General features: G+C 36.2%; 23 protein-coding genes and 3 tRNA genes. 19 read left to right on the forward strand and 7 right to left on the reverse strand.

Annotation, left to right across the window (positions count from 1 at the left end; genetic code table 11):
- Positions 1-18 precede the first annotated feature (18 nt).
- The 5 genes from ABJ974_RS06730 (at position 19) to cls (ending at position 5,451) form a co-directional block, all read left to right on the forward strand.
- Positions 19-570, forward strand: a complete 552-nt coding sequence (locus ABJ974_RS06730) for a ferritin (protein WP_419870617.1) — start codon at positions 19-21, stop codon at positions 568-570.
- 205 nt (positions 571-775) lie between these two features.
- Positions 776-1,867 carry a redox-regulated ATPase YchF gene (ychF, locus tag ABJ974_RS06735; protein ID WP_419870618.1) on the forward strand — a complete coding sequence of 364 codons (1,092 nt, stop codon included), beginning with the start codon at positions 776-778 and terminating at the stop codon, positions 1,865-1,867.
- 247 nt (positions 1,868-2,114) lie between these two features.
- Entirely contained in the window at positions 2,115-3,053 is a 939-nt protein-coding gene (locus ABJ974_RS06740; protein ID WP_419870619.1) for a helix-turn-helix domain-containing protein, read from the forward strand.
- An 86-nt stretch (positions 3,054-3,139) separates the two neighbouring features.
- Positions 3,140-3,904, forward strand: coding sequence for an SDR family NAD(P)-dependent oxidoreductase (locus ABJ974_RS06745; RefSeq protein ID WP_419870620.1), 765 nt, complete (start codon positions 3,140-3,142; stop codon positions 3,902-3,904).
- Positions 3,905-4,080: 176 nt separating this feature from the next.
- Complete coding sequence (cls, locus tag ABJ974_RS06750) at positions 4,081-5,451, forward strand: cardiolipin synthase (protein ID WP_419870621.1); 1,371 nt, start codon at positions 4,081-4,083, stop codon at positions 5,449-5,451.
- A gap of 3 nt (positions 5,452-5,454) precedes the next feature.
- Here the strand turns inward: cls and ABJ974_RS06755 are convergent, their stop codons facing one another.
- A complete protein-coding gene (locus ABJ974_RS06755; protein ID WP_419870622.1) occupies positions 5,455-6,603 on the reverse strand; it encodes a methionine aminotransferase in 1,149 nt (382 codons plus the stop codon).
- Positions 6,604-6,907: 304 nt separating this feature from the next.
- Between ABJ974_RS06755 and ABJ974_RS06760 the strand changes: the two genes are divergently transcribed.
- From ABJ974_RS06760 to ABJ974_RS06775, 4 genes are all read left to right on the forward strand, one after another.
- Positions 6,908-8,791, forward strand: coding sequence for a DNA topoisomerase IV subunit B (locus tag ABJ974_RS06760; RefSeq protein ID WP_419870623.1), 1,884 nt, complete (start codon positions 6,908-6,910; stop codon positions 8,789-8,791).
- Between the two features lie 77 nt (positions 8,792-8,868).
- Positions 8,869-9,336 (forward strand): hypothetical protein, encoded by a 468-nt coding sequence (locus ABJ974_RS06765; protein WP_419870624.1) that lies wholly within the window; start codon positions 8,869-8,871, stop codon positions 9,334-9,336.
- On the forward strand, positions 9,311-11,896 hold the full coding sequence (locus ABJ974_RS06770) for a DNA gyrase/topoisomerase IV subunit A (RefSeq protein ID WP_419870625.1): 2,586 nt from the start codon (positions 9,311-9,313) through the stop codon (positions 11,894-11,896). The genes ABJ974_RS06765 and ABJ974_RS06770 overlap by 26 nt, the downstream gene beginning before the upstream one ends.
- An 18-nt stretch (positions 11,897-11,914) precedes the next feature.
- Positions 11,915-12,556 carry a rhomboid family intramembrane serine protease gene (locus ABJ974_RS06775; RefSeq protein WP_419870626.1) on the forward strand — a complete coding sequence of 214 codons (642 nt, stop codon included), beginning with the start codon at positions 11,915-11,917 and terminating at the stop codon, positions 12,554-12,556.
- 40 nt (positions 12,557-12,596) lie between these two features.
- Here ABJ974_RS06775 and prmC read toward each other — a convergent pair whose 3' ends face one another.
- Genes prmC through ABJ974_RS06790 form a run of 3 tightly spaced genes read right to left on the reverse strand, consistent with a single transcriptional unit; the run spans position 12,597 to position 14,855 of the window.
- The gene (gene prmC / locus ABJ974_RS06780; protein WP_419870627.1) at positions 12,597-13,448 is read right to left on the reverse strand and encodes a peptide chain release factor N(5)-glutamine methyltransferase; all 852 of its coding nucleotides are present in this window, start codon (positions 13,446-13,448) and stop codon (positions 12,597-12,599) included.
- A complete protein-coding gene (gene yaaA, locus ABJ974_RS06785) occupies positions 13,449-14,207 on the reverse strand; it encodes a peroxide stress protein YaaA (protein ID WP_419870628.1) in 759 nt (252 codons plus the stop codon). It abuts the gene before it with no gap.
- A gap of 36 nt (positions 14,208-14,243) precedes the next feature.
- On the reverse strand, positions 14,244-14,855 hold the full coding sequence (locus ABJ974_RS06790) for an L-threonylcarbamoyladenylate synthase (RefSeq protein ID WP_419870629.1): 612 nt from the start codon (positions 14,853-14,855) through the stop codon (positions 14,244-14,246).
- A 101-nt stretch (positions 14,856-14,956) separates the two neighbouring features.
- Between ABJ974_RS06790 and ABJ974_RS06795 the strand changes: the two genes are divergently transcribed.
- The 3 genes from ABJ974_RS06795 to ABJ974_RS06805 all read left to right on the forward strand — a co-directional run bounded on the left by ABJ974_RS06795 (position 14,957) and on the right by ABJ974_RS06805 (position 15,244).
- A tRNA-Met gene (locus ABJ974_RS06795) sits at positions 14,957-15,029 on the forward strand.
- 38 nt (positions 15,030-15,067) lie between these two features.
- Positions 15,068-15,140, forward strand: a tRNA-Met gene (locus ABJ974_RS06800).
- A 31-nt stretch (positions 15,141-15,171) separates the two neighbouring features.
- Positions 15,172-15,244, forward strand: a tRNA-Met gene (locus ABJ974_RS06805).
- Between the two features lie 155 nt (positions 15,245-15,399).
- Here ABJ974_RS06805 and ABJ974_RS06810 read toward each other — a convergent pair.
- Positions 15,400-15,939: an LIC11966 family surface protein gene (locus ABJ974_RS06810; RefSeq protein ID WP_419870630.1), complete on the reverse strand. Its 540-nt coding sequence runs from the start codon at positions 15,937-15,939 to the stop codon at positions 15,400-15,402.
- Positions 15,940-16,553: 614 nt separating this feature from the next.
- Between ABJ974_RS06810 and ABJ974_RS06815 the strand changes: the two genes are divergently transcribed.
- Positions 16,554-16,997 (forward strand): DUF3601 domain-containing protein, encoded by a 444-nt coding sequence (locus tag ABJ974_RS06815; protein ID WP_419870631.1) that lies wholly within the window; start codon positions 16,554-16,556, stop codon positions 16,995-16,997.
- Positions 16,998-17,139: 142 nt separating this feature from the next.
- Positions 17,140-17,445, forward strand: coding sequence for a hypothetical protein (locus tag ABJ974_RS06820; protein ID WP_419870632.1), 306 nt, complete (start codon positions 17,140-17,142; stop codon positions 17,443-17,445).
- A 65-nt stretch (positions 17,446-17,510) separates the two neighbouring features.
- Here ABJ974_RS06820 and ABJ974_RS06825 read toward each other — a convergent pair whose 3' ends face one another.
- Entirely contained in the window at positions 17,511-18,092 is a 582-nt protein-coding gene (locus ABJ974_RS06825) for a hypothetical protein (RefSeq protein WP_419870633.1), read from the reverse strand.
- Between the two features lie 327 nt (positions 18,093-18,419).
- Between ABJ974_RS06825 and ABJ974_RS06830 the strand changes: the two genes are divergently transcribed.
- From ABJ974_RS06830 to ABJ974_RS06845, 4 genes are all read left to right on the forward strand, one after another.
- Complete coding sequence (locus ABJ974_RS06830) at positions 18,420-18,785, forward strand: BlaI/MecI/CopY family transcriptional regulator (RefSeq protein ID WP_419870634.1); 366 nt, start codon at positions 18,420-18,422, stop codon at positions 18,783-18,785.
- A gap of 1 nt (position 18,786) precedes the next feature.
- On the forward strand, positions 18,787-20,607 hold the full coding sequence (locus tag ABJ974_RS06835; RefSeq protein ID WP_419870635.1) for a M56 family metallopeptidase: 1,821 nt from the start codon (positions 18,787-18,789) through the stop codon (positions 20,605-20,607).
- A 53-nt stretch (positions 20,608-20,660) separates the two neighbouring features.
- Positions 20,661-21,563: a GLPGLI family protein gene (locus ABJ974_RS06840; protein WP_419870636.1), complete on the forward strand. Its 903-nt coding sequence runs from the start codon at positions 20,661-20,663 to the stop codon at positions 21,561-21,563.
- A gap of 97 nt (positions 21,564-21,660) precedes the next feature.
- Positions 21,661-22,227 carry a sugar O-acetyltransferase gene (locus tag ABJ974_RS06845; RefSeq protein ID WP_419870637.1) on the forward strand — a complete coding sequence of 189 codons (567 nt, stop codon included), beginning with the start codon at positions 21,661-21,663 and terminating at the stop codon, positions 22,225-22,227.
- Positions 22,228-22,690: 463 nt separating this feature from the next.
- Here the strand turns inward: ABJ974_RS06845 and fsa are convergent, their stop codons facing one another.
- The gene (gene fsa / locus ABJ974_RS06850; protein ID WP_419870638.1) at positions 22,691-23,344 is read right to left on the reverse strand and encodes a fructose-6-phosphate aldolase; all 654 of its coding nucleotides are present in this window, start codon (positions 23,342-23,344) and stop codon (positions 22,691-22,693) included.
- A gap of 105 nt (positions 23,345-23,449) precedes the next feature.
- Here fsa and ABJ974_RS06855 point away from each other — a divergent pair, with 105 nt between their 5' ends.
- On the forward strand, positions 23,450-23,935 hold the full coding sequence (locus tag ABJ974_RS06855; protein ID WP_419870639.1) for a YdeI/OmpD-associated family protein: 486 nt from the start codon (positions 23,450-23,452) through the stop codon (positions 23,933-23,935).
- Position 23,936 lies beyond the last annotated feature (1 nt).

Raw genomic sequence — 23,936 nt, forward strand, 5'->3', positions numbered from 1 at the left:
ATCACAAAAAATCATATTATGAATACGAAAAGACTTTCCGAATCAATGGAAAAGGCATTAAGCGATCAGATGAATAAGGAAATTCATGCAGCTCATGTTTTTTTATCCTATGGAATTTGGGCGGATGACAGAGGTTACCAGGGAATTGCCAAGTTTCTGTTCAGACACGCTCAGGAAGAACGCAATCATTCCATTAAATTCATGGAATATGTTCTTAATAGAGGAGGAAAACCAAAAGTAGAAGCAATTCCGGCACCTCCGGAAGACCCTGAATCCCTGTCCGCCTGTTTTGATGGGGTTTTCAGACATGAAGTAGATAATACGACTGCTATTTATAGTATTGTAGATAAATCCATGGAAGAAAAAGACTGGGCTACCTGGAATTTCTTACAGTGGTTTGTTAAAGAACAGGTGGAAGAAGAAACCTTAGCTCAGGATCTTATAGATAAGCTTAAAATAGCAGGAGGGGACAGAGCTACCGATGAATCCTTATTCACACTGGATAAAGCATTGGAACAGGCACCGGATGAAGCCCCGCTGGCCCAGGATGCCACCGCAGATAATCCTTAAAATCATTAAAAAAATAAACTATTAGAAATCTGTCAGGAAACTGGCGGATTTTTTTGTTATGAAACTCACCTCAAAATCACTATCTTTGCACGCTGAAAGTTAAGACTTCCATTTTTAAATGCAGTCTGGACTTTTCATCCGTTTTTCCTTATGAATAAAGGAAGCGAACTTAAAATTTTGAACATTAATCTTTGAATCTAACGATATGAAATGTGGAATCGTAGGCTTACCCAATGTCGGTAAATCAACCCTTTTTAACTGTTTAAGCAATGCTAAAGCTCAATCAGCTAACTATCCTTTCTGTACCATTGAACCTAATTTAGGAACAGTTTCTGTACCGGATCAGAGATTATTTGAACTCGAAAAGATCGTAAAACCCGAAAGAGTATTACCCGCAGTAGTGGAAATTGTAGATATTGCAGGCCTTGTAAAAGGTGCAAGCAAAGGAGAAGGGCTGGGGAACCAGTTTCTTGCCAATATCCGCGAATGTGAAGCGATCATCCATGTTTTAAGATGTTTTGAAAATGGAAATATTGTTCACGTGGAAGGTTCGGTAGATCCTCTGAGAGATAAAGAAATTATTGATATTGAACTTCAGCTTAAAGATCTGGAAGCGGTAGGAAAAGCCGTTGAAAAAGCTAAAAAGTTCATTAAATCTGGAAAAAAAGAAGATATCCTTACCTACGAAACCCTTCAGAAGCTGCAACAGTTCATTGAGGACGGAAAAAATGCCAGAGAATTTCCTGTAGATGATTTAACGAAGACGATTATTGATGAAGTTCAGCTATTGACCAAAAAACCCGTTCTGTATGTATGTAATGTAGATGAAAACTCCATTAAAAACGGAAATGAGTGGATCGGTAAAATAGAAGAAATGGCTAAAAATGAAGGAGCGGAAGTAGTGGTTTTGGCAGCACAGATTGAAGCTGACATCAATGAACTCGAAACATTCGAAGAAAGACAGATTTTCCTTGAAGAACTTGGTTTGGAAGAACCGGGTGTAAACCGTCTGATTAGAAAAGCTTACGATTTATTAAAACTTCAAACCTACTTCACAGCCGGAGTAAAAGAAGTAAGAGCATGGACGATCGGAAAAGGATGGACGGCACCACAGGCAGCCGGAGTAATCCACACCGACTTTGAAAAAGGATTCATCCGTGCGGAAGTTATCAAATACGATGACTATATCACTTACGGTTCCGAAGTAAAAGTAAAAGAAGCAGGAAAGCTTTCTGTGGAAGGAAAAGAATATATCGTTCAGGATGGCGATATTATGCACTTCCGATTCAATGTATAAAATATATTAAAGTTAAATAGTTCAAAAAACGCTTTCATAAATTGGTGGAAGCGTTTTTTATTTATTCTAACATACCAGACCGCCTCCTACAAGCTTTAAAACTCACCCACATTCCCCCTGTCATTCAGAGCGCAATGCAATGAAGCGAAGAATCTCATATTTTCCAAACCCACTCCCATTTTCCCTCCTAACCCCTTTTTCAATAAAAATCAATTCGTACATTTGAATTATACAAATGCCCCCCCCCATGGAAAAGATTGCTCATACCTCGTTAGATGATTTTTATAAAGAAATGTCGGATAAACTGGGAAAAGATATAGAAAGTATTTTCCCCAAAGGTCTTCACAAAGATATCGGACATTTCAATGTCTTTGATATTGCCCAGACGATCGAAAAAGTAAAAACGACGGCAGAGATGCCCTATAACAGGAGAAAATATTATAAAATAAGCCTGATAAGAGGAAAGAACAGGGCGGAATATGCAGATAAAGTAATTTCCATACAGCAGAATGCCTTATTATTTGCAACGCCTAAGGTTCCTTATCATTGGGTTCCGGAAGAACCTGATCAGTCCGGAAGTTTCTGTGTTTTTACAGAAGATTTCTTTATTAAAAATAATTCTCGGACTTCATTGGAAGATTTACCCCTGTTTCAGCCAGGAAGCTATCCTGTCTTTGAAATTGATGATGACTTAGCCAACGAAATAGACGATCTGTTTAAGAAAATAAAAAAGGAGATTGCTTCAGATTATATATTTAAATATGACCTCATAAGAAATTATGTACTCGAGCTTATTCATTACGGGCAGAAACTTCAGCCGGCCACCAAATTGTCAACCTCCCATGATGCCTCACTGAGAGTGGTTTCCTTATTTATTGAGTTATTGGAAAGGCAGTTCCCCATAGAATCCTCAGAACAGAGATTACAGCTTAAAACAGCAAAAGATTATGCCGACAGGTTATCGGTACATGTTAATTATCTGAATAAAAAGCTGAAAGAAAGCACAGGAAAAACAACCACGGAACTCATTGCTGAACGTATGGTGCAGGAAGCGAAAATATTACTCAGACAAACCCAGTGGAATGTTTCTGAGATTTCCTATGCGCTGGGCTTTGAAGAAATAGCTCATTTTTCCAATTTCTTTAAACGTAAAACAACATTTACCCCGCTCGAATTTCGTTCCTGATTTGAATTTTGCAAATATAGGATTGATTGAAGCAAATCATCTTCCCCGGAAATAACAGAAATTTGTATCATAAAATAATGAAAACAATGAATACGAAAAGAAAAATTGCATTAGTAACAGGAGGAAGCCGTGGTATCGGCAGAAATACAGCTGTTAAAATCGCCCAAAAAGGGATTGATATCATCCTTACCTATAAATCAGATAAAGAAGCTGCAGAAAAAACAGTAGAAGAAATCCAGGCGCTGGGAGTAAATGCTGCTGCCTTCCAGCTGGACACCACAGATAGCAAAACTTTTGATGGCTTTGTGAAGGAAGTTATGGGATATGTGAAAACTATAACGGGAAACACCCATATCGACTATCTCATTAATAATGCAGGAACAGCTTTATATGCCCCGTTTGCGGAAACAACGGAAGAGCAGCTGGATGAAATGTTTATGATCCATTACAAGGGAGTATTTTTCCTGAGTCAGAAACTATTACCGTTCATTAATGATGGAGGGGGAATAATTAATGTTTCTTCAGGGCTGGCAAGATTTACCATTCCCGGTTCGTCGGTATATGCTTCGATGAAATCCGGTGTTGAAACTTTAACCCGTTATATGGCCAAAGAATTAGGGCCAAGACGCATTAAAGTAAATGTAGTGGCTCCGGGTGCCATAGAAACGGATTTCGGAGGAGGAAGAACAAGGGATAATAAAGAAGTTAATTCCTTTATTTCAGGAGTAACTGCATTAGGTAGAGCAGGACTGCCGGAAGATATAGGCGGTGTGATCGCTTTTTTATGTACCGACGATGCAGCCTGGATCAACGGACAGCGAATTGAAGTTTCAGGAGGAATGAATATTTAAAAATAAAAGTAGCAGGATTCTGCTACTTTTTTTATCTTTAATCAGTGTAAATATTGGATTTCACGGAATTATCAATGCTTATGATTAAAGAGTTTTTAAACCAGTTTCCCTACATTCTTCTCGGATTTGAAATTCTGTATTTCGCCGGTATTTTTTTTCTGTCAGCAAAAATCATCATGGACACCAAAAACACCAGTAAGACACTGGCTTATCTCATGTTGATTATCTTTTTACCTATTGTAGGAATCATCATTTATTTTGTGTTCGGAGTCAATTACAGGAAGAATAAGTTTTATACTTTTAAAATAGAAAGAAATGAAAAAGTATACAATGCAATCCAGACCTTTATCCAGGAAACTCATCACAAAGCCTTAGCAGAAAGGTCAGAGGAAGTGGAAAGCTTTATTCCGATGATTAACTTTTTATATAATGCTGCCTATTCCCCGTTAACCCAGGGAAATAAAGTGGAAATCCTGGTAAACGGAGAAGAAAAATTTAAAAAAGTCTTTGAGGTTTTAAAAAATGCCCGCCATCATATTCATCTCGAATATTATATTTATGACAATGATATAATCGGAAACAGGCTTGCCGATCTTTTGATTCAGAAAGCGAAGGAAGGGGTCATCATCCGTTTTCTCTATGATGATATGGGTAGCGGAAAAATAGGAAAAAAACTTTTAAATAGATTGAAAGAAGGGGGAGTGCAAACCTCTCCGGTCAATAAGATTACATTTAAACTTCTTGCCAACAGGGGAAATTACAGGGATCACCGGAAGATTATTATTGTAGACGGAAGGGAAGTCTTCACAGGCGGAATCAATGTTTCTGATAAATATATCAACCCGAACCCGTGGCAGTACTGGAGGGATATTCATTTATATATTAAAGGAAGCGGGGCTTATTATTTTCAGTTTTTATTCTGGACCAACTGGATTTTTGCGACGGAAAAATTTCCTGAGATTTCAAGGGATTATTTTAGATATGAAGGTTCCTGTCCGGAAAATCAATTGTTACAGGTAGCAGCAAGCGGACCTGATACCAATCCAGCGATCATGTTGAGCACCAACTCGGCAATTCTTTCAGCCAGAAAGAAAATTTATATTGTAACGCCTTATTTTGTACCCGTTGAAACAATCATTAATGCAATAAAGCAAATGGCACTGGCAGGGCTTGATGTCCGGCTGATGGTTCCGAAGTCAGGAGATTCGGTGATCGTAAATGCTGCTGCTTACTCCTATTACGAAGAATTACTAGAAAATAAAGTAAGGATTTTCTTCTATAAAAAAGGTTTTATCCATGCCAAAACCATGATCGTGGATGATCATTTTGCAAGCGTAGGAACAGCCAATATGGATGTGCGCAGCCAGGAACTTAATTTTGAGGTGAATACCCTTATATATGATCAAAAGACCAATAAGAAGCTCGAGGAAATCTTCCTGGCTGATATGGAAGACTGCGAAGAAATCACATGGGAACAATGGAGAAAAAGATCCAAAACCAAAGTCTTCTTTGAGCATTTGGCAAGACTGCTTTCCCCATTGATATAGTAATTAAACTTTAGCTAAAAATTCCAGTGCCTGCTCCAGGGTTTCCTGTTTTTTGGCAAAACACAGACGGATTACATTTTCATTGAGCCTGTTTTTATAAAAAGCGGAAAAAGGAACGCTTGCCACCTTATGCCGAATGGTAAGTTCAGTAGCAAATTCAAAATCATTTTTATCCGAAATTTTATCATAAGTAAGGGCCTGGAAATACGTTCCTTCACAGTCCAAAATGCCGAAAGACGTGTTAGAAAGACCTTTTCTCAAAAAATCTCTTTTTTCTTGGAAAAACTGACTGAGATGGATATAATGTTCTTCATTTTTCATGTATTCAGCCAATGCCAGTTGTACAGGCGTATTGACACAGAAAACGTTAAACTGGTGTACCTTTCGGAATTCATCGGTTAAAGCTTTTGGCGCCGCACAATAACCCACTTTCCAGCCTGTTACATGAAAAAGCTTTCCAAAAGAAGCGATAAGAAGACTTCTTTCTTTAAGTTCCGGATAGCGGCATATGCTTAAATGCTCACGTCCGTCAAAAGTAATATTTTCATACACTTCATCACTCAGGATAAGAATGGAAGTATCTTTTACTATTTTTATAAGCTCCTGAATATCATTTTCTTTAAATACCTTTCCTGAAGGGTTGTTGGGATTATTCAGGATAATCATTTTGGTTTTCTCCGTGATCAGCCCTTTTACGACGTTCCAATCGATAGAATAATCGGGAGCTTTCATTTCAAAACGTTTTACAATTCCCCCGAAAAGTTCCACGGTGGGTTCATAACAGTCATAGGCAGGTTCAAAAATAATAACTTCATCCTCTTTTTGTATAAAAGTAGCAATAGCGGTAAAGATGGCCTGGGTACCTCCTGCGGTAACCGTAATTTCTGAATCTGGATGGTAATCTGTCTGATGGCTTTTTTCGATCTTCGTCGCTATAGCTTCCTTCAGAGGGATCATTCCTCCCAATGGAGCATATTGGTTAAACCCTTTTTTTATAAAATGATCTACGGAACTAAGTAATCCGGAATCCGGCAGGAAATCAGGAAATCCCTGAGAAAGATTAATAGCCTGATGCTGGTTGGCCAATTGGGTCATTTGAGTAAAGATAGTAGTTCCCACATTGGGTAGCTTTGAAGAAGGAAGATGTACCATTTAAAAATAATATTTTTTAAGCAGATCGAAATTAAAGCATTTTTTATAAATGAAGAAAAAAAATATGAGGTTAAATTTGAAAAAAAGTCACTGTTTATTGATTTTTATTAATGATGTTAAATATTTTATGTTTTTCATAATAGTAATATTATATGTTTATTGTTGTTTTTGAGTAAAAAAGCAAACAGAATCAAATTTTGTGTTTAATATCCTGTGGATAGTGTAAAATTGAAAAAAAGAGATAAGATGTATTAGGAAAATTTTATCCAAATCTGTATTTTTGTACACTTGAGGAAATTAGCATATGTCACAGGAAATAAACCCAATCTATTCAGAAGATAATATCAGAACCCTTGATTGGCAGGAACACATTCGTTTGCGTCCCGGTATGTATATAGGGAAGCTTGGCGATGGATCTTCTGCTGATGACGGTATTTATATCTTGCTTAAAGAAATTCTTGATAACTCTATTGATGAGTTCAGAATGAGATCCGGTAAGAGAATCGAAATCAAATTGGATGACGGTAAAATGACAATCCGGGATTTCGGACGTGGAATTCCGTTAGGAAAAGTAGTGGATGCCGTTTCCAAAATGAATACCGGGGGTAAATATGATAGTAAGGCCTTTAAAAAATCAGTAGGTCTGAACGGTGTAGGTACCAAAGCAGTAAACGCCCTTTCCGATTATTTCAGAGTAAGGTCTTTTCGTGACGGAAAAATGAAGCAGGCCGAGTTCTCCCGTGGAATGATTACCCAGGACAACTCCGAAACGGACACCTCAGACAGAAACGGAACGGAAATATCTTTTATTCCTGATGGGGAAATCTTTCTCAATTTCAAATACCGCAAGGAATACATAGAAAGAATGCTGCGTAACTACGCTTATCTGAATCCGGGTCTGAAAATCATTTTTAACGGAGAAACCTATTATTCGGAAAATGGACTTAAAGACCTTTTGGAAGAAGAGCTGGAAGGCGATATCCTGTATCCGATCGTTCATTTGAAAGACAATGATATCGAGGTAGCTATTACCCATTCCGATAAATCCCAGACGGAAACTTATTTCTCATTCGTAAACGGACAGAATACCACCCAGGGAGGAACCCATTTAAATGCATTCCGGGAAGCTTATGTAAAAACAATCCGTGAGTTCTTTAACAAGAATTTCGATGCTTCGGATATTAGAAAATCTATTATAGCAGCGATCTCCATCAATGTGGAAGAACCCGTTTTTGAATCTCAGACGAAAACAAAACTCGGATCTAACGATATGGGGCCGGAAGGTCCTACCGTGAGAACGTTCATTATAGATTTCCTGAAAAGTAAATTAGATAACTTTTTACATAAAAACCAGGAAATAGCAGAGGCTATCCAAAGAAAGATCCTTATCTCGGAAAGAGAAAGAAAAGAACTTTCAGGAATCCAGAAGTTAGCTAGGGAAAGAGCAAAAAAAGTTTCTCTTCACAATAAAAAACTTCGTGACTGCCGCCAGCATTATAACGATCAAAAAGCAGAAAGAAAAGCAGAAACCCAAATCTTTATTACGGAGGGGGATTCGGCTTCCGGTTCCATAACGAAATCAAGGGACGTGGAAACACAGGCTGTATTCTCTTTAAAAGGGAAACCGCTGAACTGCTATGGGCTTACCAAAAAAGTGGTCTATGAAAACGAAGAATTTAATCTCCTGCAGGCCGCTTTAAATATTGAAGAAAGCCTTGAAGATTTAAGATATAACCAGGTAATTATTGCAACAGATGCCGATGTGGACGGAATGCATATCCGCCTTTTAATGATTACGTTTTTCTTGCAGTTTTTTCCTGACGTTATTAAAAACGGACACCTTTATATTCTTCAGACCCCTTTATTCAGGGTGAGAAATAAAAAGGAAACCCGATACTGCTATTCCGAAGCGGAAAGAATCAAAGCTCTTAATGAACTAGGAAAAAATCCTGAAATTACACGATTTAAAGGATTAGGGGAAATCTCGCCCGATGAATTTAAATATTTTATTGGAAAGGATATCCGTCTCGAGCCCGTTGTAGTAGGAAAAGATCAGACAATTGATCAGTTATTGGAATTTTATATGGGAAAAAATACACCGGACAGGCAGACATTTATTCTGGAAAATCTGGTGGTGGAAGACCCTGATATTGATAAAAAAGAAATATTGAGTGAAGTTGAAGAGTAAAAATTAAAAAAAACCAAACACAGATATAATTAAGTATGAGATTAAGTAATCGTAGTAAAATTCCCTTGTATAACTTTGTGAATACAGTGTTATTCATGATGCTGGCAGGAGGAATTGTCAGTTTCTTTTTAGAACGTTACAAATTTAACATTTTAGGGATTGAAAGTTATTTGTTAATTATTGTTCCTTTAGTCATTATCTTTGTTTTCCTCCTTCGGGGAAGGCAGGTCTTTGAATATGATAGTGACGGAGAAGCTCTTAATTTTAAGAATAGAAATATCATTCCCTTTTTGGACAGGCCTTTAAGTGATGAATTTCCAAAATATAAGTTCATCAGCTATGAAATTGTAAATATGCTTTTCATTAAAAGACTGTATGTAACCATTTCCAGTAAAAATAATGGTTCTACAATGCTTAAATATGAAATTTCTTATTTGACAAAGAAGGAAATAAATGACTTAAAACTCTCTTTAAATAAAGTAGTTAAGGCAAATAGTGAGAAAAAAGTAGTAAGTGTAAATGACAACAGAAGAATACTCGCATGAAGGTGAGAGCTTAAAAAAAGTTTCCGGTCTTTATAAAGACTGGTTTCTGGATTATGCATCTTATGTAATTTTAGATAGGGCGATACCGTCGGTATATGATGGCTTTAAGCCGGTACAAAGAAGAATCATGCACTCCATGCGGGAGCTTGAGGACGGACGTTATAATAAGGTAGCGAACATTGTCGGAAACACCATGAAGTATCACCCTCATGGTGATGCTTCCATTACAGATGCTATGGTGCAGATCGGACAGAAAGAACTACTAATCGATACACAGGGAAACTGGGGAAATATATACACCGGGGACTCTGCCGCTGCTGCAAGGTATATAGAAGCCCGGCTGACCCCTTTTGCACTTGAAGTTGTTTTCAATCCAAAAACTACCGAATGGGTCAAATCTTATGACGGACGAAATAATGAGCCCGTTGATTTACCTGTGAAATTTCCTTTGCTGTTGGCACAGGGAGTGGAAGGTATCGGGGTAGGGCTATCAACAAAGATTCTTCCCCATAATTTTAATGAGCTGATCAATGCTTCCGTTGCCCATCTGAAAGGAAAGAAGTTTGAACTGTTTCCTGATTTTATTACCGCCGGATATCTCGATGTTTCGGAATATAATGACGGACATAGAGGAGGAAAAGTAAGAGCGAGGGCAAAAATAACCCAGTTGGATAAGCATACTTTGGTCATTTCCGAACTTCCTTTTTCCAAAACGACGAGCGATTTAATAGATTCCATATTAAAAGCCAATGAAAAAGGGAAAATTAAGATTAAAAAGATTGAAGACAATACCTCCGACAAGGTCGAGATCCTTGTTCATCTTCATAATGATGTCTCACCTGATAAGACCATTGATGCCTTGTACGCATTTACGGATTGCCAGGTTACCATTTCTCCCAATGCATGCGTCATTGTAGGAGATAAACCGATGTTCCTGAATGTCTCCGAAATTTTAAAAATGAATACGGACCATACCGTATCATTACTTAAAAAAGAATTGGAGATAGAACTTCATGAGCTTCAGGAAAGCTGGCATTTTGCTTCCCTGGAAAGAATATTTATCGAAAACAGGATTTACCATGATATTGAAGAAGTAAAGACATGGGAAGATGTTCTGAAAACCATAGATAAAGGGCTGAAACCTCATACCAAGCATCTGCTGAGAGCAGTCACCGAAGAAGATATTTTAAAGTTAACCGAAATCAGGATTAAAAGGATTTCCAGGTTTGACCTTGACAAATTCAAAGAAAATATAGCTTCATTAGAAGGAAAAATAGAACAGGTAAAGCATCATCTTGAAAACCTGATCACCTATGCTATTGACTATTATCTTAATATCCAGAAGAAATACGGAAAAGATAAAGAAAGAAAAACCGAGCTTAGGATTTTCGATACCATTGATGCAACTAAAGTGGCGGTAGCCAATGAGAAATTCTATGTAAACCGTGAAGAAGGCTTTATAGGAACCTCTCTGAAAAGAGATGAATATTTATTTGACTGTTCCGATATAGACGATATTATCACTTTCCGCAAAGACGGAAGCATGAAAGTAGTTAAAGTGGAAGCCAAGACCTTTATAGGAAAAGATATCCTGCATGTGGCAGTCTGGAAGAAGAACGATAAAAGAACGGTTTATAATATGATCTACCGTGAAGGTAGGGAAGGACCGTATTATATGAAGCGTTTTTCGGTAACAGGAGTTACCCGAAACACTGATTATCCCCTGGCATCCGATAAAAAAGGCTCTGAAGTTCTGTATTTCTCAGCAAACCCGAACGGAGAAGCGGAAACGGTAACGGTTCTTTTGAAGCCGAATGCAAGGATCAGAAAAAATAAAATGGATATCGATTTCTCCGAGCTCGCTATTAAAGGGCGGGATTCCAAAGGGAATTTAGTAACCAAATACGCGGTTAAAAAAGTAGATCTTAAAGAAGAAGGAGTATCTACGCTTGCCCCTCGTAAAATATGGTTTGATGATACCGTAAGAAGGCTTAATGCAGATGGAAGAGGAAGCCTGTTGGGAAGCTTTAAAGGGGATGATAAAATATTAACGGTCAATTCTAATGGAGAAGCTAAGCTGGTGACCTTTGATCTAGGAAACCGTTTTGATGATGAATACCTGATCCTGGAAAAATGGAAGCCGGAACTTCCCATCACCTGTATTTATTATGATGGTGAGAAAGAAATCTATTTCATTAAAAGGTTCCTGCTGGAAAACAATACCAATGTCCAGAACTTCATGCCGTCCGAACATCCTAAATCATTTATAGAAAATGTAATCGTCGCTAACGGCTCTACTGCAGAAATTATTTTTGCTAAAGATAAAGGCAAGGAACGTGATGCTGAAACTATTAATATCGATGAATTTATTGCTGTAAAGGGAATTAAAGCCATAGGAAACCAATTTACCAAATTCAAGGTAAAAGCCATTAATATTACTGTTCCTGAACCGGAAGAGGAAATCATAGAATCCTATGAAGAACAGGAAGGAGATTTGGGAATTGATGATGAAGGGGGAATTATTGGAGATCTCTTTAATGAAGGAGAAAACGAAAAATAAAAATTTAAAAAAATACATATGAATACCATTGTCTTAGTCATTATAATAGCTACCTGTATCATCAGTTATATGGGCATGAATAATGTGGGACTATTCGAAAAATATAAATTCAACGTTGCAGCCATTGAATCCAAAAAAGAATATTTCAGGCTTATAAGCTCGGCATTTTTACATGCGGATTTTATGCATCTCTTTTTTAATATGCTTTCGCTGTATTTCTTTCAGGGAATAGTATTTTACTTTTTTGGAAATATAGGTTTCCTGATCATTTATTTCGGATCTATGATCCTCGGGAATCTGTTCAGTCTGCTTATTTATAAAAATCAGCCGTGGTATTCCGCTATTGGAGCTTCCGGAGCGGTGTCGGGAATTATTTTTGCTGCTATAGCAATGGCTCCCAAAGAGATTGAGGTTAACTTCCTGCCCGGATGGATCTTCGGTACTTTATATTTCGGATATTCTGTATACATGATGCTTAATCCTAAGCAGTGGGATAATCTGGGACATTCCGCCCACCTTGGAGGAGCTTTTTTCGGATTGGTGTATTCCATTGTCATACATCCGGCGCTTGCCATCAGCAATTGGTATTATTTAGGAGTGATGTCACTGCCTTTGATTTATTTGGCTTATCAGATATTTGTAAAAAAGAAAATCAGATAATCAGTATAAAACAAAACCGTTTCGAAGAGAAGCGGTTTTTTTATTTTCTTCCGTAGATGAAACGGTCATTCTCGGACAGGTCTTTTATCAGTTCAAATTCCGATAAAGAGGAGGAATATAAATTTAAAGTTTCTGCTCCAAGCTTTTGATTGATCTCTAAAAATAATAAGCCGTTCTTTTCTAAATGTTTTTCAGTATCCCTTGCAATTTTCTTATAAAATATAAGAGGATCTTCAGTGGGTGAGAAAAGTGCCATTTTAGGCTCAAACTCTTTCACGGAATCGGCTATTTCATGTTCCTCATCTATACCTATATAAGGGGGATTGGATATAATGATATCATACACCTGATCCAAGTCCATTTCGAGATAGTTATCATGAATAAAATGGATGGGAGTCTCATGAAATGCGGCATTCTTTTTTGCGGTTTCCAGTGCTTTTTCTGAGGTATCAATGGAATAGACTTTTATTTGGGGAAAGTGTTTTTTGAGGACAATAGGAATGATGCCGCTTCCCGTACCGATATCCAGAACCTGTATAGAATCAGAAGGAAAAGAATGACTTTTGATTTTTTGAATGGCCAGTTCCAGCAGTTCTTCCGTTTCCGGGCGGGGAATTAATACATTTTCATCCACAAAAAAATGCATTCCGAAAAATTCTGTTTCGCCCAAAACTTGTTGATAAGGACGGCCGCTTTTTAATTGTATAATACTGTTTTTTATCTGCTTTTCATCATCTATGAGCAGTTCCTGATGGGATAAATTCCTTTGCTGAAAGGAATTGAGACCAATGATCTTCTGAATAAAAACAGAATATAAAAAATGGGTTTCAGATTCTGTGTACAGATCATTGAGTTCCGTCTGGAAATATCTTTTAAGCTCCTGGATAGTCATTTATCTTGTAAAAACCAGTTTACTGTCCGTAGATTTTTCTTCGTCGATCATATATCCCTCATAGTTGAATGCTTTTACATCGTTGAGAGTCTTGGCATTGGTTTCAGCACAAAACCTTACCATGAGTCCCCTGGCATGTTTTGTATAGACGACTATGGTTTTCAGTTTGCCATCCTTTAATTCATAGAAATCAAAATCAATAATCTTATGATTCAGTTTTTTTCTGTTGATGACTTTACCATATTCATTACTGGCCAGATTCAGCAGGATTTCAGTTTTTTTCATCTCAGAATTAAGCTGATCCGTAATTTTTTCGGTCCAGAACTCATATAGGTTCTTATATTGGTCGAATTCAAAATGTCTTCCCATTTCCAACCGGTAAAGCATTACTTTATCTGAAGGCTTTAATAATCCATACAAACCGGAAAGTATTCTGTAATTTTTCTGTAAATAATCTACTGCTTCTTTATCAAGTGTCTTAGCATCTAAACCTCGGTATACTTCTCCTGTAAAGGCAAACATGGCGGGAGCAGATTCTTTAGGCTTGGGATTGGCTTTCCAGTTTTGATTTCTTTCCCAGTTTTCATCAGCAAGTTTCGGTGAAATTTCCATCAGCTCGGAAAGATACTTTGGAGATTTATGCTTTAGGAAAGATTGTATAAAGTCTGCATCGTCAATAAACCTGGGACTTGTAGTTCTTAATAAATCCGTAGCGTTCTGAACGTTCATTAACTTGGCAGGTGACGTAATTATTTTCATAACATATAAAAGTCTGAATGTAAAACTAAGTTTTAATTAAAGGATTCCCTTACCCTGTCTGATGATTTCGGGTTCTCCGGAAGTAAGATCCACAATGGTGGAAGCTATGTTATCTCCATAGCCTGAATCAATAACGATATCCACCAGATGGTCATATTTTTCTGCGATCAGTTCGGGATCTGTGGAATATTCAATGATTTCATCTTCATCTTTAATGGATGTGGAAGCAATAGGATGTCCAAGCTTTTCTACAATAAGCTGCGGGACAGGGTGGTCCGGGACACGGATACCGATTGTTTTATGATTTTTATAGGCCAGAGGTAAACTTTTGTTAGCATCCAGGATGAAAGTAAAAGATCCGGGAAGATGGCTTTTTAAAAACCGGAAAACAGAAGTTTCAATAGGTCTGGTAAAATGGGAAAGATGGCTAAGATCATTACAAATAATGGAGAACTGGGCTTTTTCCAGCTTTACCTTTTTAATCTGTGCCAGCTTTTCCATAGCTTTAATATCAAAAATATTACATCCCAACGCATACACAGTATCAGAGGGATAAATAATTAAGCCCCCGTTATTTAAAGTCTTAATAACCTCATTAATAAGATTTTCCTGTGGATTTTCGGGGTATATTTTTAATATTTTTGCCATAATACAAAGATACGAATAATTCGATAGCTTTAGTAAAAACGCTTTATTTACAAGAATAATTAGGACTTTTGAAAAAAAGTCGTATATTTGCAGTCCAATATCGCGGGATGGAGCAGTAGGTAGCTCGTTGGGCTCATAACCCAAAGGTCATCGGTTCGAGTCCGGTTCCCGCTACTAAGAGAACGTTTGTCGTACGTTCTGTAACAATATATCGCGAGGTAGAGCAGTAGGTAGCTCGTCGGGCTCATAACCCGGAGGTCGCACGTTCGAGTCGTGTCCTCGCTACAAGAGTACTTTTAAGTACACAAAAATACATCGCGGGATGGAGCAGTAGGTAGCTCGTTGGGCTCATAACCCAAAGGTCATCGGTTCGAGTCCGGTTCCCGCTACTACAAGGAGTAACGAAAGTTATTCCTTTTTTTGTTTTATATTTTCGCCTATTGATAAAATTCTATGAATATTTTACAGTATGCTCTCCATAAAATAAAATGAGCAGCTCTTTTTAAAATTAAAGCTGCTCATTTTTTATAAATAATGTGTATTATTATTCTGTTCCTGCATTTACTTTTGTCTGAAAAATATCAGCTGCATCATTAATATTATTTTGCACACTTTCTAACCCGTTATTGATTTCATCTAATAAGGCTGTATCTTCATTAGTATCTCCGTTGTTTTTTCTAATCTCTATAAGTTTCACATATTGATCATTAACAATACTTTTATAAGATTCCAGATTTTTTAATACTGCATTTTTGAATTCTACTCCATCTCCACTTGGCTCCGTTTTAGAAATTTTATCAATAGCAGCATCCAGGTTTTTGCTCCAGGTGGCTCTTATATCACCTGCCTTTGTGTAATCTTCAGATGCCATAGCATTGTTCATGGCTATTTGATCAGTTTGAATGTTATTGATGGCCATCATAATGCTGTTATTGAATTCTACTGCATTATAGCTGGATACCTGTTCAGTTATATCATTAACTAAAGATTTGGCAGTTGTAGAGTTTTTCGAATCACCAGAACAGTTAATAAAAGTAAAAGAAATAGCAGCCGCTGCCGCCAATTGGATAATTGAGTTTTTCATAATAGTGTAAATTTATTACAAAGATAGTATATTTCTATTATGTGTGAATAATATTTTTATAATAGTCTTTTAAATTGCAAATAAGCTTTCTAGCAGGCGATTAAAGTTGCTTAGTATTTAGAACATCTATTTTTTTGTTATCATAAAATATTATAAATGAAAAAAGTGAATATATTTAATGAATTATTTCTTAATTTAATATATGTTGTTGATTTTCTGTTATTTGTTTTTGTAAAATTCATTATTATTCTTATTATTGTGAAATATTTTAATTGTAAAAAATAGTTTTTAGATTATAATTAATTGATAATTATTTGGTTAATTAAAAATAAGACGTTAATTTTGTAGATAAAGGGACTTTTTAAAGAATTTTATAAAAACACTATGGAAATGAAAATACATCTTATAATACATTCTATTACTACATAGAATTATTAGCTTTAATTCAATTTACTTATAAATTAATCGGACTATTTATTAAAAAGATACGGTACGTATATCTGTTTATTCATGGGGATGAGAAATAGACATTACCGTAATTAATCAATGGCTTAAATGAAAGTCAGGGATCTGACTTTGTATTGGGATAAATTTTAATAATATAAATTGAAGGTATGAAAGCTTTGTTAGGGGTTTTACTTGCTATGGCTCTTATAGCAGTAATATTTTTTTTATTGAGTCGGTTAAATATGTTTTTAAGCAGTTTAGATGCTTACAAGAATGTTTCCAAAAAACTGGTACAGCTGGATAGTACCCAACCTGAGATAGGGACTTGGGATAACAGCAATGTATCAAACGTAGGTAAAAAGTATTTATTTTTAGAAAAAGGGAGCAGATATAGAGTGATTAAAAGTTTCTCGGATTATGACTCCAGTATTCACAAGGTAGGAGAGGAATGGACTTTTCTGGGATATGATATGGTACCTTATCACGACGGTCTGTCGCTGTATGTATCTTCAGATATGAAAGACGAGTCACAGATTCAGATGTGGCCCGGTTCCGAAAAACAAAGATCTGTTATTAACAACTTTCATGAATATGTTGAGCTGGTAGAATAGCACGATCTGTTGGTCAATTATATAAAAACACCTTTCGCAAGACATTTTTGTTTGTAAAAATAGTATTGGTAGTTTTGGTTTTGAATTGTGAGATAAAAACCCAAACCATTAATACTGTATAATCCATATTAAATAGATAAACATGAATGCTTTTTTAAATGTATTGCTCGCTATAGCTATTGTAGCAGTAATTTTCTTTTTATTTGACCTGTTTACGCGGTTTCTTGTAAATAAAGTTGTCCATAAGAAACTTCCGAAAAGGTTGGTAAAGCTTGATGATACTAAACTACAAAAAGGATACGTATCTACTAAAAAGTTTGCCGGAAGAACAGGATATATTGTTAACTTCTTTTTTACAGGTTTATTAGTGTTTTCTTATATGAGAATTCCAAAAGCACAGTATAAATGCTACGAAGCGGAAATGATAAAAAGAGGACTGGCCTTATAAAAGCTTCCATTCACAGAATAAATGAATATGATAAATAAAAAATCCCGCTAACCAGCGGGATTTTATTATTGAGCTATTTCAGCGTAAGGTTTAAGGTCTAGTTCCTTGGATCTTGTTTGTTCCAAAAACTCAGTTTTTTGAAGGCTTTTCATTCTTCCAGCCGCATCTGCAGCACTATAATAAGAATCAGCCAGCTTAGTTGTAATTTCTGAAGGGTTAAAATCAAATTTAGTATCTCCTTCTACTCCTAAATATCCATTTTTCTTAGTGAGGTGGGTAATATAATTATTGTAATTGATAAACGTATTCTTCAAATACTGATTGTGGTATTCCATACATTTTTTAGCCTTTTTGGTAGAGTTTCCAAGAATACAGTTGGCCATATTCCCTCTGTAAAGACGCCATTCGGACTCGAGAATTCCATATTCTTTGCCCAGTGCCGCTTTTCCATTGGTAAGGATAGAAGTGTCTTCCTCCTTGGTAGCAATATTATTTAAATGTTGTATAACTAAAGGTACTGTAGCTTCAATTTTAGCTTTGGTTTGCTGAAGGGAACTGAAATCTACTGCAGGAGAGGCTTTCTTTTGAGCATTTGCCACATTAAAAATGAGCAATAATAGTACAATCAATAAATTATATCTTTTCATGAGAAATTTTTAAACCACTAAAATAAATATATTTTCTTACTTAAGGCAAGTTCGTTTTAATTTTATTTAATAAAATTTAACAAGTTTTAAGGATTTTAGTCCTTACTTTATATTTTAGTATTGATTTTTCAGGCTATAAAATACTTCTGATGAAAATTTAACATAATTTAATATTTTGTAATTCATTGTAAATCAATTTATTATCATAATACATTTGCTATCACTAAAAAAATAGTTGTTCGGTTCAAAATAATTTCTACATTTGTATAACTAATTTATTAGTGATATAGAAAAATTAAGCTTATTATATCGTCTAAAAAGTAAGATATGAAAATTCAGACCTTAACGAAAGCGGAAGAGCAGGTAATGCAGTACCTATGGAAAATTGAAAAAGGATTCCTTAAAGATATCCTCGATCTCTTTCCGGAACCCAAGCCCCATACCAATACCGTTTCCACAATTTTAAAAGTTTTAAAGGATAAAGAGTTTGTAGATTATAATATATACGGAAGACAGCACCAATACTTTCCTTTGGTTTCCAAAGAGCAATATTCCGGTAAGACCATGAAGAATCTGGTAAAGAATTATTTCAAAGGCTCTTATACAAGTGCCGTTTCATTTTTGGTGGAAAAAAATGAAATGACCGTAGAAGACCTTGAGATGCTGTTGAACGAACTTAAAAATAAAGATTAATATGGCAGCTCTACTTCTTTACTTTGGAAAAGTTATTATATGTTCGGGTGTAATGTTTTTATATTATCAGTTGTCTTTAAAAGACAAGACATTTCATCACTATAACAGATTCTATTTGTTATCTGCGATGCTGGTATCACTGCTGCTGCCTCTTATAAAAATAGATTATTTCACCATGGAGGTCAATAGTGATATCTATAAATTGATTGATCAGATACAGAATTTTAATTCAGCAAAAAACAATGCTTATGATTTCATTTATCTTAGAATTATTTTTTCAGCTTTGGGGTTGGTTTCTCTCTATTGTATAGGAAGGTTTCTCTATGGAATCAACAAGATCCGACAATTAAAGAAACGATTTCATAAAGAAAGTTTTGATGGGATCAACTTCTATCATACCGATCTGTCCGAGGCACCTTTTTCTTATTTTAAAAACTTGTTTTGGAAGAATAGTATTACCCTCCAGTCAGAAGTGGGAAAGCAGATCCTCAAGCATGAAATGGTACATATCGAACAGAAACATTCTTTTGATAAAATTTTCATTGAAGTGATAACAGCCGTATTCTGGTTTAATCCGTTTTTTCATTTCATTAAAAAAGAAATTAATTTAATACACGAATATCTGGCCGATAAAAAAGCCATAAAAAAATCGGACACCAAAGCATTTGCGCAGATGCTTCTGGCAGGTCACTTTTCCGGAACACAGTTACCTGCTACCAGTCCGTTTCTAAGTTCAAATTTAAAAAAACGACTAAAAATGTTACAAAAACCTAAAACCAAGTTCGGATATGCGCGAAGAATCTTTGCCTTACCGGTTTTATTCACACTCGCCTTTGCTTATATGGTGAATGCCAAGAATAAAGAAATTGAGGAAACCAATCTGGCTATTGAAGAAGCTGTTTCTCAAGTCAAAAAAGATACGGTTATAAAAGATAAGATACAGGATCAGCGTATTGCTGAGCCTAAGGTCTATAAAAAATCTGAAAGTGAGAAAAAGATTGCAGAGCTAAGCCAGAAAATACAGGATAAAAGCAATGCTCTTAAAGATCTGGAGCCAGACAGCAAAGAGTTTCAGAAAAATGTAGACGATATCAATGAGCTTTCAGATAAGATCAATAAAATAGCAGGCTCCGATGATTTTCAAAAATCCGTATATCGGATGGCTGTTCCTTTCGACGGAAAAACAATGTCCATTAAAATAGATGATGGGGATATTAAAAAAATGACTGAATATTTTAATTCCGATGAATGGAAGAAAAATGTGGAAGAACTTAAAAATATGAAAGTGGATGTGCCTGAAATGAACTTTGATTTTTCAGAACTTCAATATCCGGATATAGCTTTCATTAGGGATACCCAATGGACGGGTGATAATGAAATGAAAGCTTCTGAAAGAGCTAAAAAAATGGCTGATATAGCTAAAAAAAGAGCCGGTCTGGAAAAGAAAAGAGCAAAGCTCAACGAGAAGAGAGCGAAGCTGGAAGGGGAAAGAGCCAAATTGGAGGCGGAACGAAGAGCCCTGGAAGGAAATAAAAGAAAAGTGTATGTGTACAGTAATTCTTTCAGCAACGGGGTAAACAATACCAACTTAAAAATCAATGCGGATAATCACGTTGTTTTTAATAAAGGGCGAGGACTCAGTGTTTCAGGAATCAATAATGCAAACGGGACAGATGACATAAAAATCTATATTGACGGAAAAGAAGCGACAAAAGCAGAAATGGAAGCCTTAAAGCCTGATACCATTAAAAGAATGGATGTCAACAAAAGAACCAATGACGGTAAACAAACCGGTGAGATAAGAATTGAGACTAAGAAATAAAGTTCCGGTAAGCTTTGTCAGCATTGGCAGGGCTTACTTTTTAAATGAATACCATGAAAAATATCTGCTTACTTTTGATATGGGTCAGTACATGGGGCATCGCCCAGACCAACCGTTTTTTTTATGAATATAAATTTATCCCCAATTCTATGGATAAAGCGGAAGTAAAAAAAGAAATGATGCTCCTTGATATTGATAAAAACGGATCTGTGTATTACAGTCATGATAAATTTGTTTCTGATTCTATCGCAAAGGCTGATGTAGAAAGGCAGTTAAAGGCAGGTTCGGGAAATATTAATATCAACAAAAGGGAAAAACCGGGTACGGTGACCTTTAAAGTAACTAAAAGCTATCCTGATTTTGTAACCTATCTTTTTAGAAGTATCGGTACCGACCAATATAAAATAAAAGAAGATACAAAACCCGAATGGAAAATAGCATCCGAAAAACAAAAAATAGGGGAGTACAGCACGCAGAAAGCCACTACAAGTTTAGGAGGAAGAGAATGGACGGCATGGTTTACAACCGATATACCCTTTCAGGATGGTCCTTATAAGTTTTATGGATTACCCGGGCTTATTGTAAAGATTGAGGATTCTACAGGTAGTCATTCAATGCTTCTGGTAGGTAATAAAACAGTGCTTCCATCTCAGGATAATGATGTACAGCTTCCAGATAATATCAGGCTGTTAGGAATGGGAGGCAAGGAGCTTGAGATTACGAAAGATCAGTTTCGTAAAGCCTGGAAAGCTTATGCCAATGATCCTTCTAAAAATATGAGGGAGATGATGATGAAAAACAGCGGGGATTCAAATATGAAAACGGTGGTAAAGATGAGGACATCAGATGGTAAAGAGCTTTCAGACCCCAATCAGATCTATAAAGAAATTGAAAAGAGGACCAAAGAGAATATCAAAAAGAACAATAATCATAGAGAACCGGATTTATTCAGATAAGTTGTAAATTGTTTTATAGGAAGCGGAAAGATGGCAGACGTCTTTCTGCTTTTTTTATGTTAAATTCATAACTTGTAGAAAATTTATAACAGGTAACATGAATGAAAAAGAAAAATGCGCCCAGGGACTTTTATACGATGCCAATTATGACGCGGAACTCATCAATGAAAGAATGGCTTGTAAAGACCTTTGTCTGGAATATAACGGGCTTAAAAATTCTGATACGGAGAAACGAAATCAAGCCCTCAAAAAGATACTGGGAAAAACAAAAGAAAATATATGCATAGAGCCGTCTTTCTGGTGTGACTATGGATATAATATCGAGGTGGGAGAAAATTTTTATGCCAATCATAATCTTGTAATCCTGGACTGTGCACCTGTAAAGTTTGGGGATAATGTTTTCATTGGTCCCAATTGCAGCTTTTATACGGCAGGTCATCCTTTAGACGTAAAACAGAGGAATGCAGGACTGGAATATGCACACCCGATTACGGTAGGGAATAACGTATGGTTGGGAGGGAATGTTGTGGTCTTACCGGGTGTTACCATCGGACACAACTCTGTGATAGGAGCTGGCAGTATTGTTACGAAAGATATTCCTTCTAATGTAGTGGCTGTGGGAAATCCATGCAAAGTGGTGAAAAGCCTGGAAGAGGAGCAATAGGTAGTCTTAGCAGGTTGTATTTATTTATATCTGGTGTTATTTTAAAGATTTCTCACTTCGTTCGAAATGACAGGTTTTGTTTGAAATTACAGGGGCTGTATCAAAAGGCAGTCATGTTTCAAAAGACGTCTTGTCATTCAGAGCGCAGCGAAGAATCTGGAATGGGAGCAATAGATATTCTTATCTGTGAATTAATCGATAGTATTGGGTATTATTAAAGATTTCTCACTTCGTTCGAAATGACAGGTTTTGTTTGAAATTACAGGGGCTGTATCAAAAGGCAGACATTTTTCAAAAGACGTCTTGTCATTCAGAGCGTAGCGAAGAATCTCAATTTCCTCCCCAATAACAATAAAAATCAATTAAAACTCGATCCCAAAATCCATTCCCAGCATTTAAAAACATAAAAAACAATGGCCGCCCCATCAAGAGCAGCCATTTTATAAATAGTAATCAATACTTTTTAAGCCAATTTCTTAGAATCTTCAATAAACTGGGCCAGTCCATTATCCGTTAACGGATGTTTTAATAAACTCAGGATTGGAGGCAGTGGAGAGGTAATTACATCCGCACCGATTTTAGCACAGTCAATGATATGCATGGAATGACGGATAGAAGCTGCAAGAATTTCAGTTTCATACATGTAATTATCATAGATTAAACGGATTTCCTGGATAAGGTTCAGCCCGTCGGTAGAAATGTCATCCAGTCTTCCCAAGAAAGGAGAAACATATGTTGCCCCTGCTTTAGCAGCTAAAAGAGCCTGTCCTGCAGAAAAGATCAGGGTACAGTTGGTTTTTATTCCCTTATCGGAAAAATATTTTAGAGCTTTTACTCCATCCTTGATCATGGGAATTTTTACTACGATATTAGGATGAATTGCTGCCAGTTCTTCTCCTTCTTTGATCATTTCTTCATACGTAGTGGAAAGTACTTCAGCCGAAATATCTCCGTCTACAAGCTCACAAATAGCTTTGTAGTGGTTTTTAATAGCTTCGGCCCCCTGTATTCCTTCTTTGGCCATTAATGTAGGATTGGTAGTAACCCCATCAAGGATACCAAGATCTCTGGCTTCTTTGATCTGATCTAAATTGGCGGTGTCAATAAAAAATTTCATTTGTTAAATAGATTTATTTTTGCAAAGATAACGATTCCCCGGTGAGATGAAAATTGAATGAAAAGAATTTCATATTTCTAAACTTAAGCCTAAATTTGTTTATCAATGCATATACATTATTTTACTGCCCAGCTGGAGGTCATCGGGATCAACCCCTTTGTTTTTATTCCGGATGAAACTTTAAATATGATTTTTGAGGTTTCAGGAAGGAATAAAAGCCCTATTCCGGTGAAAGGAACGGTAAACGGGCTGGATTATACCCAGAATTTGGTAAAATATAAGGGAGCCTGGAGATTGTATATTAATCTGACGATGCTTAAAAATTCACCAAAGAGAATAGGGGAAATAATAAAAATATCCATTCAATATGATTCTTCTGATAGAAGTATTCCTTTTCATCCTCAGTTGGAAACTGCTATTAAAGGAGACCGGAGAGCATTTGAAAATTTTGAAAAATTAACGCCATCAAGAAAAAAAGAATTGATCCGTTATATCCATCAGCTTAAAACAGAAGAAAGCATACAGAAAAACGTTAACAAAATAATAGCCTATCTGAGAGGAGAAGGCGATTTTTTCGGAAACAGAATATAAT

The organism is Chryseobacterium sp. CT-SW4, assembly GCF_048572715.1.
Taxonomy (GTDB): domain Bacteria; phylum Bacteroidota; class Bacteroidia; order Flavobacteriales; family Weeksellaceae; genus Chryseobacterium.

Excerpts from the sequence above, each read along its gene's own strand:
- fsa (WP_419870638.1), bottom strand. The coding sequence starts at position 23,344 with ATGAAATTTTTTATTGACACCGCCAATTTAGATCAGATCAAAGAAGCC.
- ABJ974_RS06810 (WP_419870630.1), bottom strand. The coding sequence starts at position 15,939 with ATGAAAAACTCAATTATCCAATTGGCGGCAGCGGCTGCTATTTCTTTT.
- yaaA (WP_419870628.1), bottom strand. The coding sequence starts at position 14,207 with ATGAAAATAATTACGTCACCTGCCAAGTTAATGAACGTTCAGAACGCT.
- ABJ974_RS06740 (WP_419870619.1), top strand. The coding sequence starts at position 2,115 with ATGGAAAAGATTGCTCATACCTCGTTAGATGATTTTTATAAAGAAATG.
- ABJ974_RS06755 (WP_419870622.1), bottom strand. The coding sequence starts at position 6,603 with ATGGTACATCTTCCTTCTTCAAAGCTACCCAATGTGGGAACTACTATC.
- ABJ974_RS06825 (WP_419870633.1), bottom strand. The coding sequence starts at position 18,092 with ATGAAAAGATATAATTTATTGATTGTACTATTATTGCTCATTTTTAAT.
- ABJ974_RS06845 (WP_419870637.1), top strand. The coding sequence starts at position 21,661 with ATGAATGAAAAAGAAAAATGCGCCCAGGGACTTTTATACGATGCCAAT.
- ABJ974_RS06830 (WP_419870634.1), top strand. The coding sequence starts at position 18,420 with ATGAAAATTCAGACCTTAACGAAAGCGGAAGAGCAGGTAATGCAGTAC.
- ABJ974_RS06770 (WP_419870625.1), top strand. The coding sequence starts at position 9,311 with ATGACAACAGAAGAATACTCGCATGAAGGTGAGAGCTTAAAAAAAGTT.
- ABJ974_RS06855 (WP_419870639.1), top strand. The coding sequence starts at position 23,450 with ATGCATATACATTATTTTACTGCCCAGCTGGAGGTCATCGGGATCAAC.
- ABJ974_RS06760 (WP_419870623.1), top strand. The coding sequence starts at position 6,908 with ATGTCACAGGAAATAAACCCAATCTATTCAGAAGATAATATCAGAACC.
- ABJ974_RS06840 (WP_419870636.1), top strand. The coding sequence starts at position 20,661 with ATGAAAAATATCTGCTTACTTTTGATATGGGTCAGTACATGGGGCATC.
- prmC (WP_419870627.1), bottom strand. The coding sequence starts at position 13,448 with ATGACTATCCAGGAGCTTAAAAGATATTTCCAGACGGAACTCAATGAT.
- ABJ974_RS06835 (WP_419870635.1), top strand. The coding sequence starts at position 18,787 with ATGGCAGCTCTACTTCTTTACTTTGGAAAAGTTATTATATGTTCGGGT.
- ABJ974_RS06820 (WP_419870632.1), top strand. The coding sequence starts at position 17,140 with ATGAATGCTTTTTTAAATGTATTGCTCGCTATAGCTATTGTAGCAGTA.
- ABJ974_RS06730 (WP_419870617.1), top strand. The coding sequence starts at position 19 with ATGAATACGAAAAGACTTTCCGAATCAATGGAAAAGGCATTAAGCGAT.
- ychF (WP_419870618.1), top strand. The coding sequence starts at position 776 with ATGAAATGTGGAATCGTAGGCTTACCCAATGTCGGTAAATCAACCCTT.
- ABJ974_RS06745 (WP_419870620.1), top strand. The coding sequence starts at position 3,140 with ATGAATACGAAAAGAAAAATTGCATTAGTAACAGGAGGAAGCCGTGGT.
- ABJ974_RS06775 (WP_419870626.1), top strand. The coding sequence starts at position 11,915 with ATGAATACCATTGTCTTAGTCATTATAATAGCTACCTGTATCATCAGT.
- ABJ974_RS06815 (WP_419870631.1), top strand. The coding sequence starts at position 16,554 with ATGAAAGCTTTGTTAGGGGTTTTACTTGCTATGGCTCTTATAGCAGTA.
- cls (WP_419870621.1), top strand. The coding sequence starts at position 4,081 with ATGGACACCAAAAACACCAGTAAGACACTGGCTTATCTCATGTTGATT.
- ABJ974_RS06790 (WP_419870629.1), bottom strand. The coding sequence starts at position 14,855 with ATGGCAAAAATATTAAAAATATACCCCGAAAATCCACAGGAAAATCTT.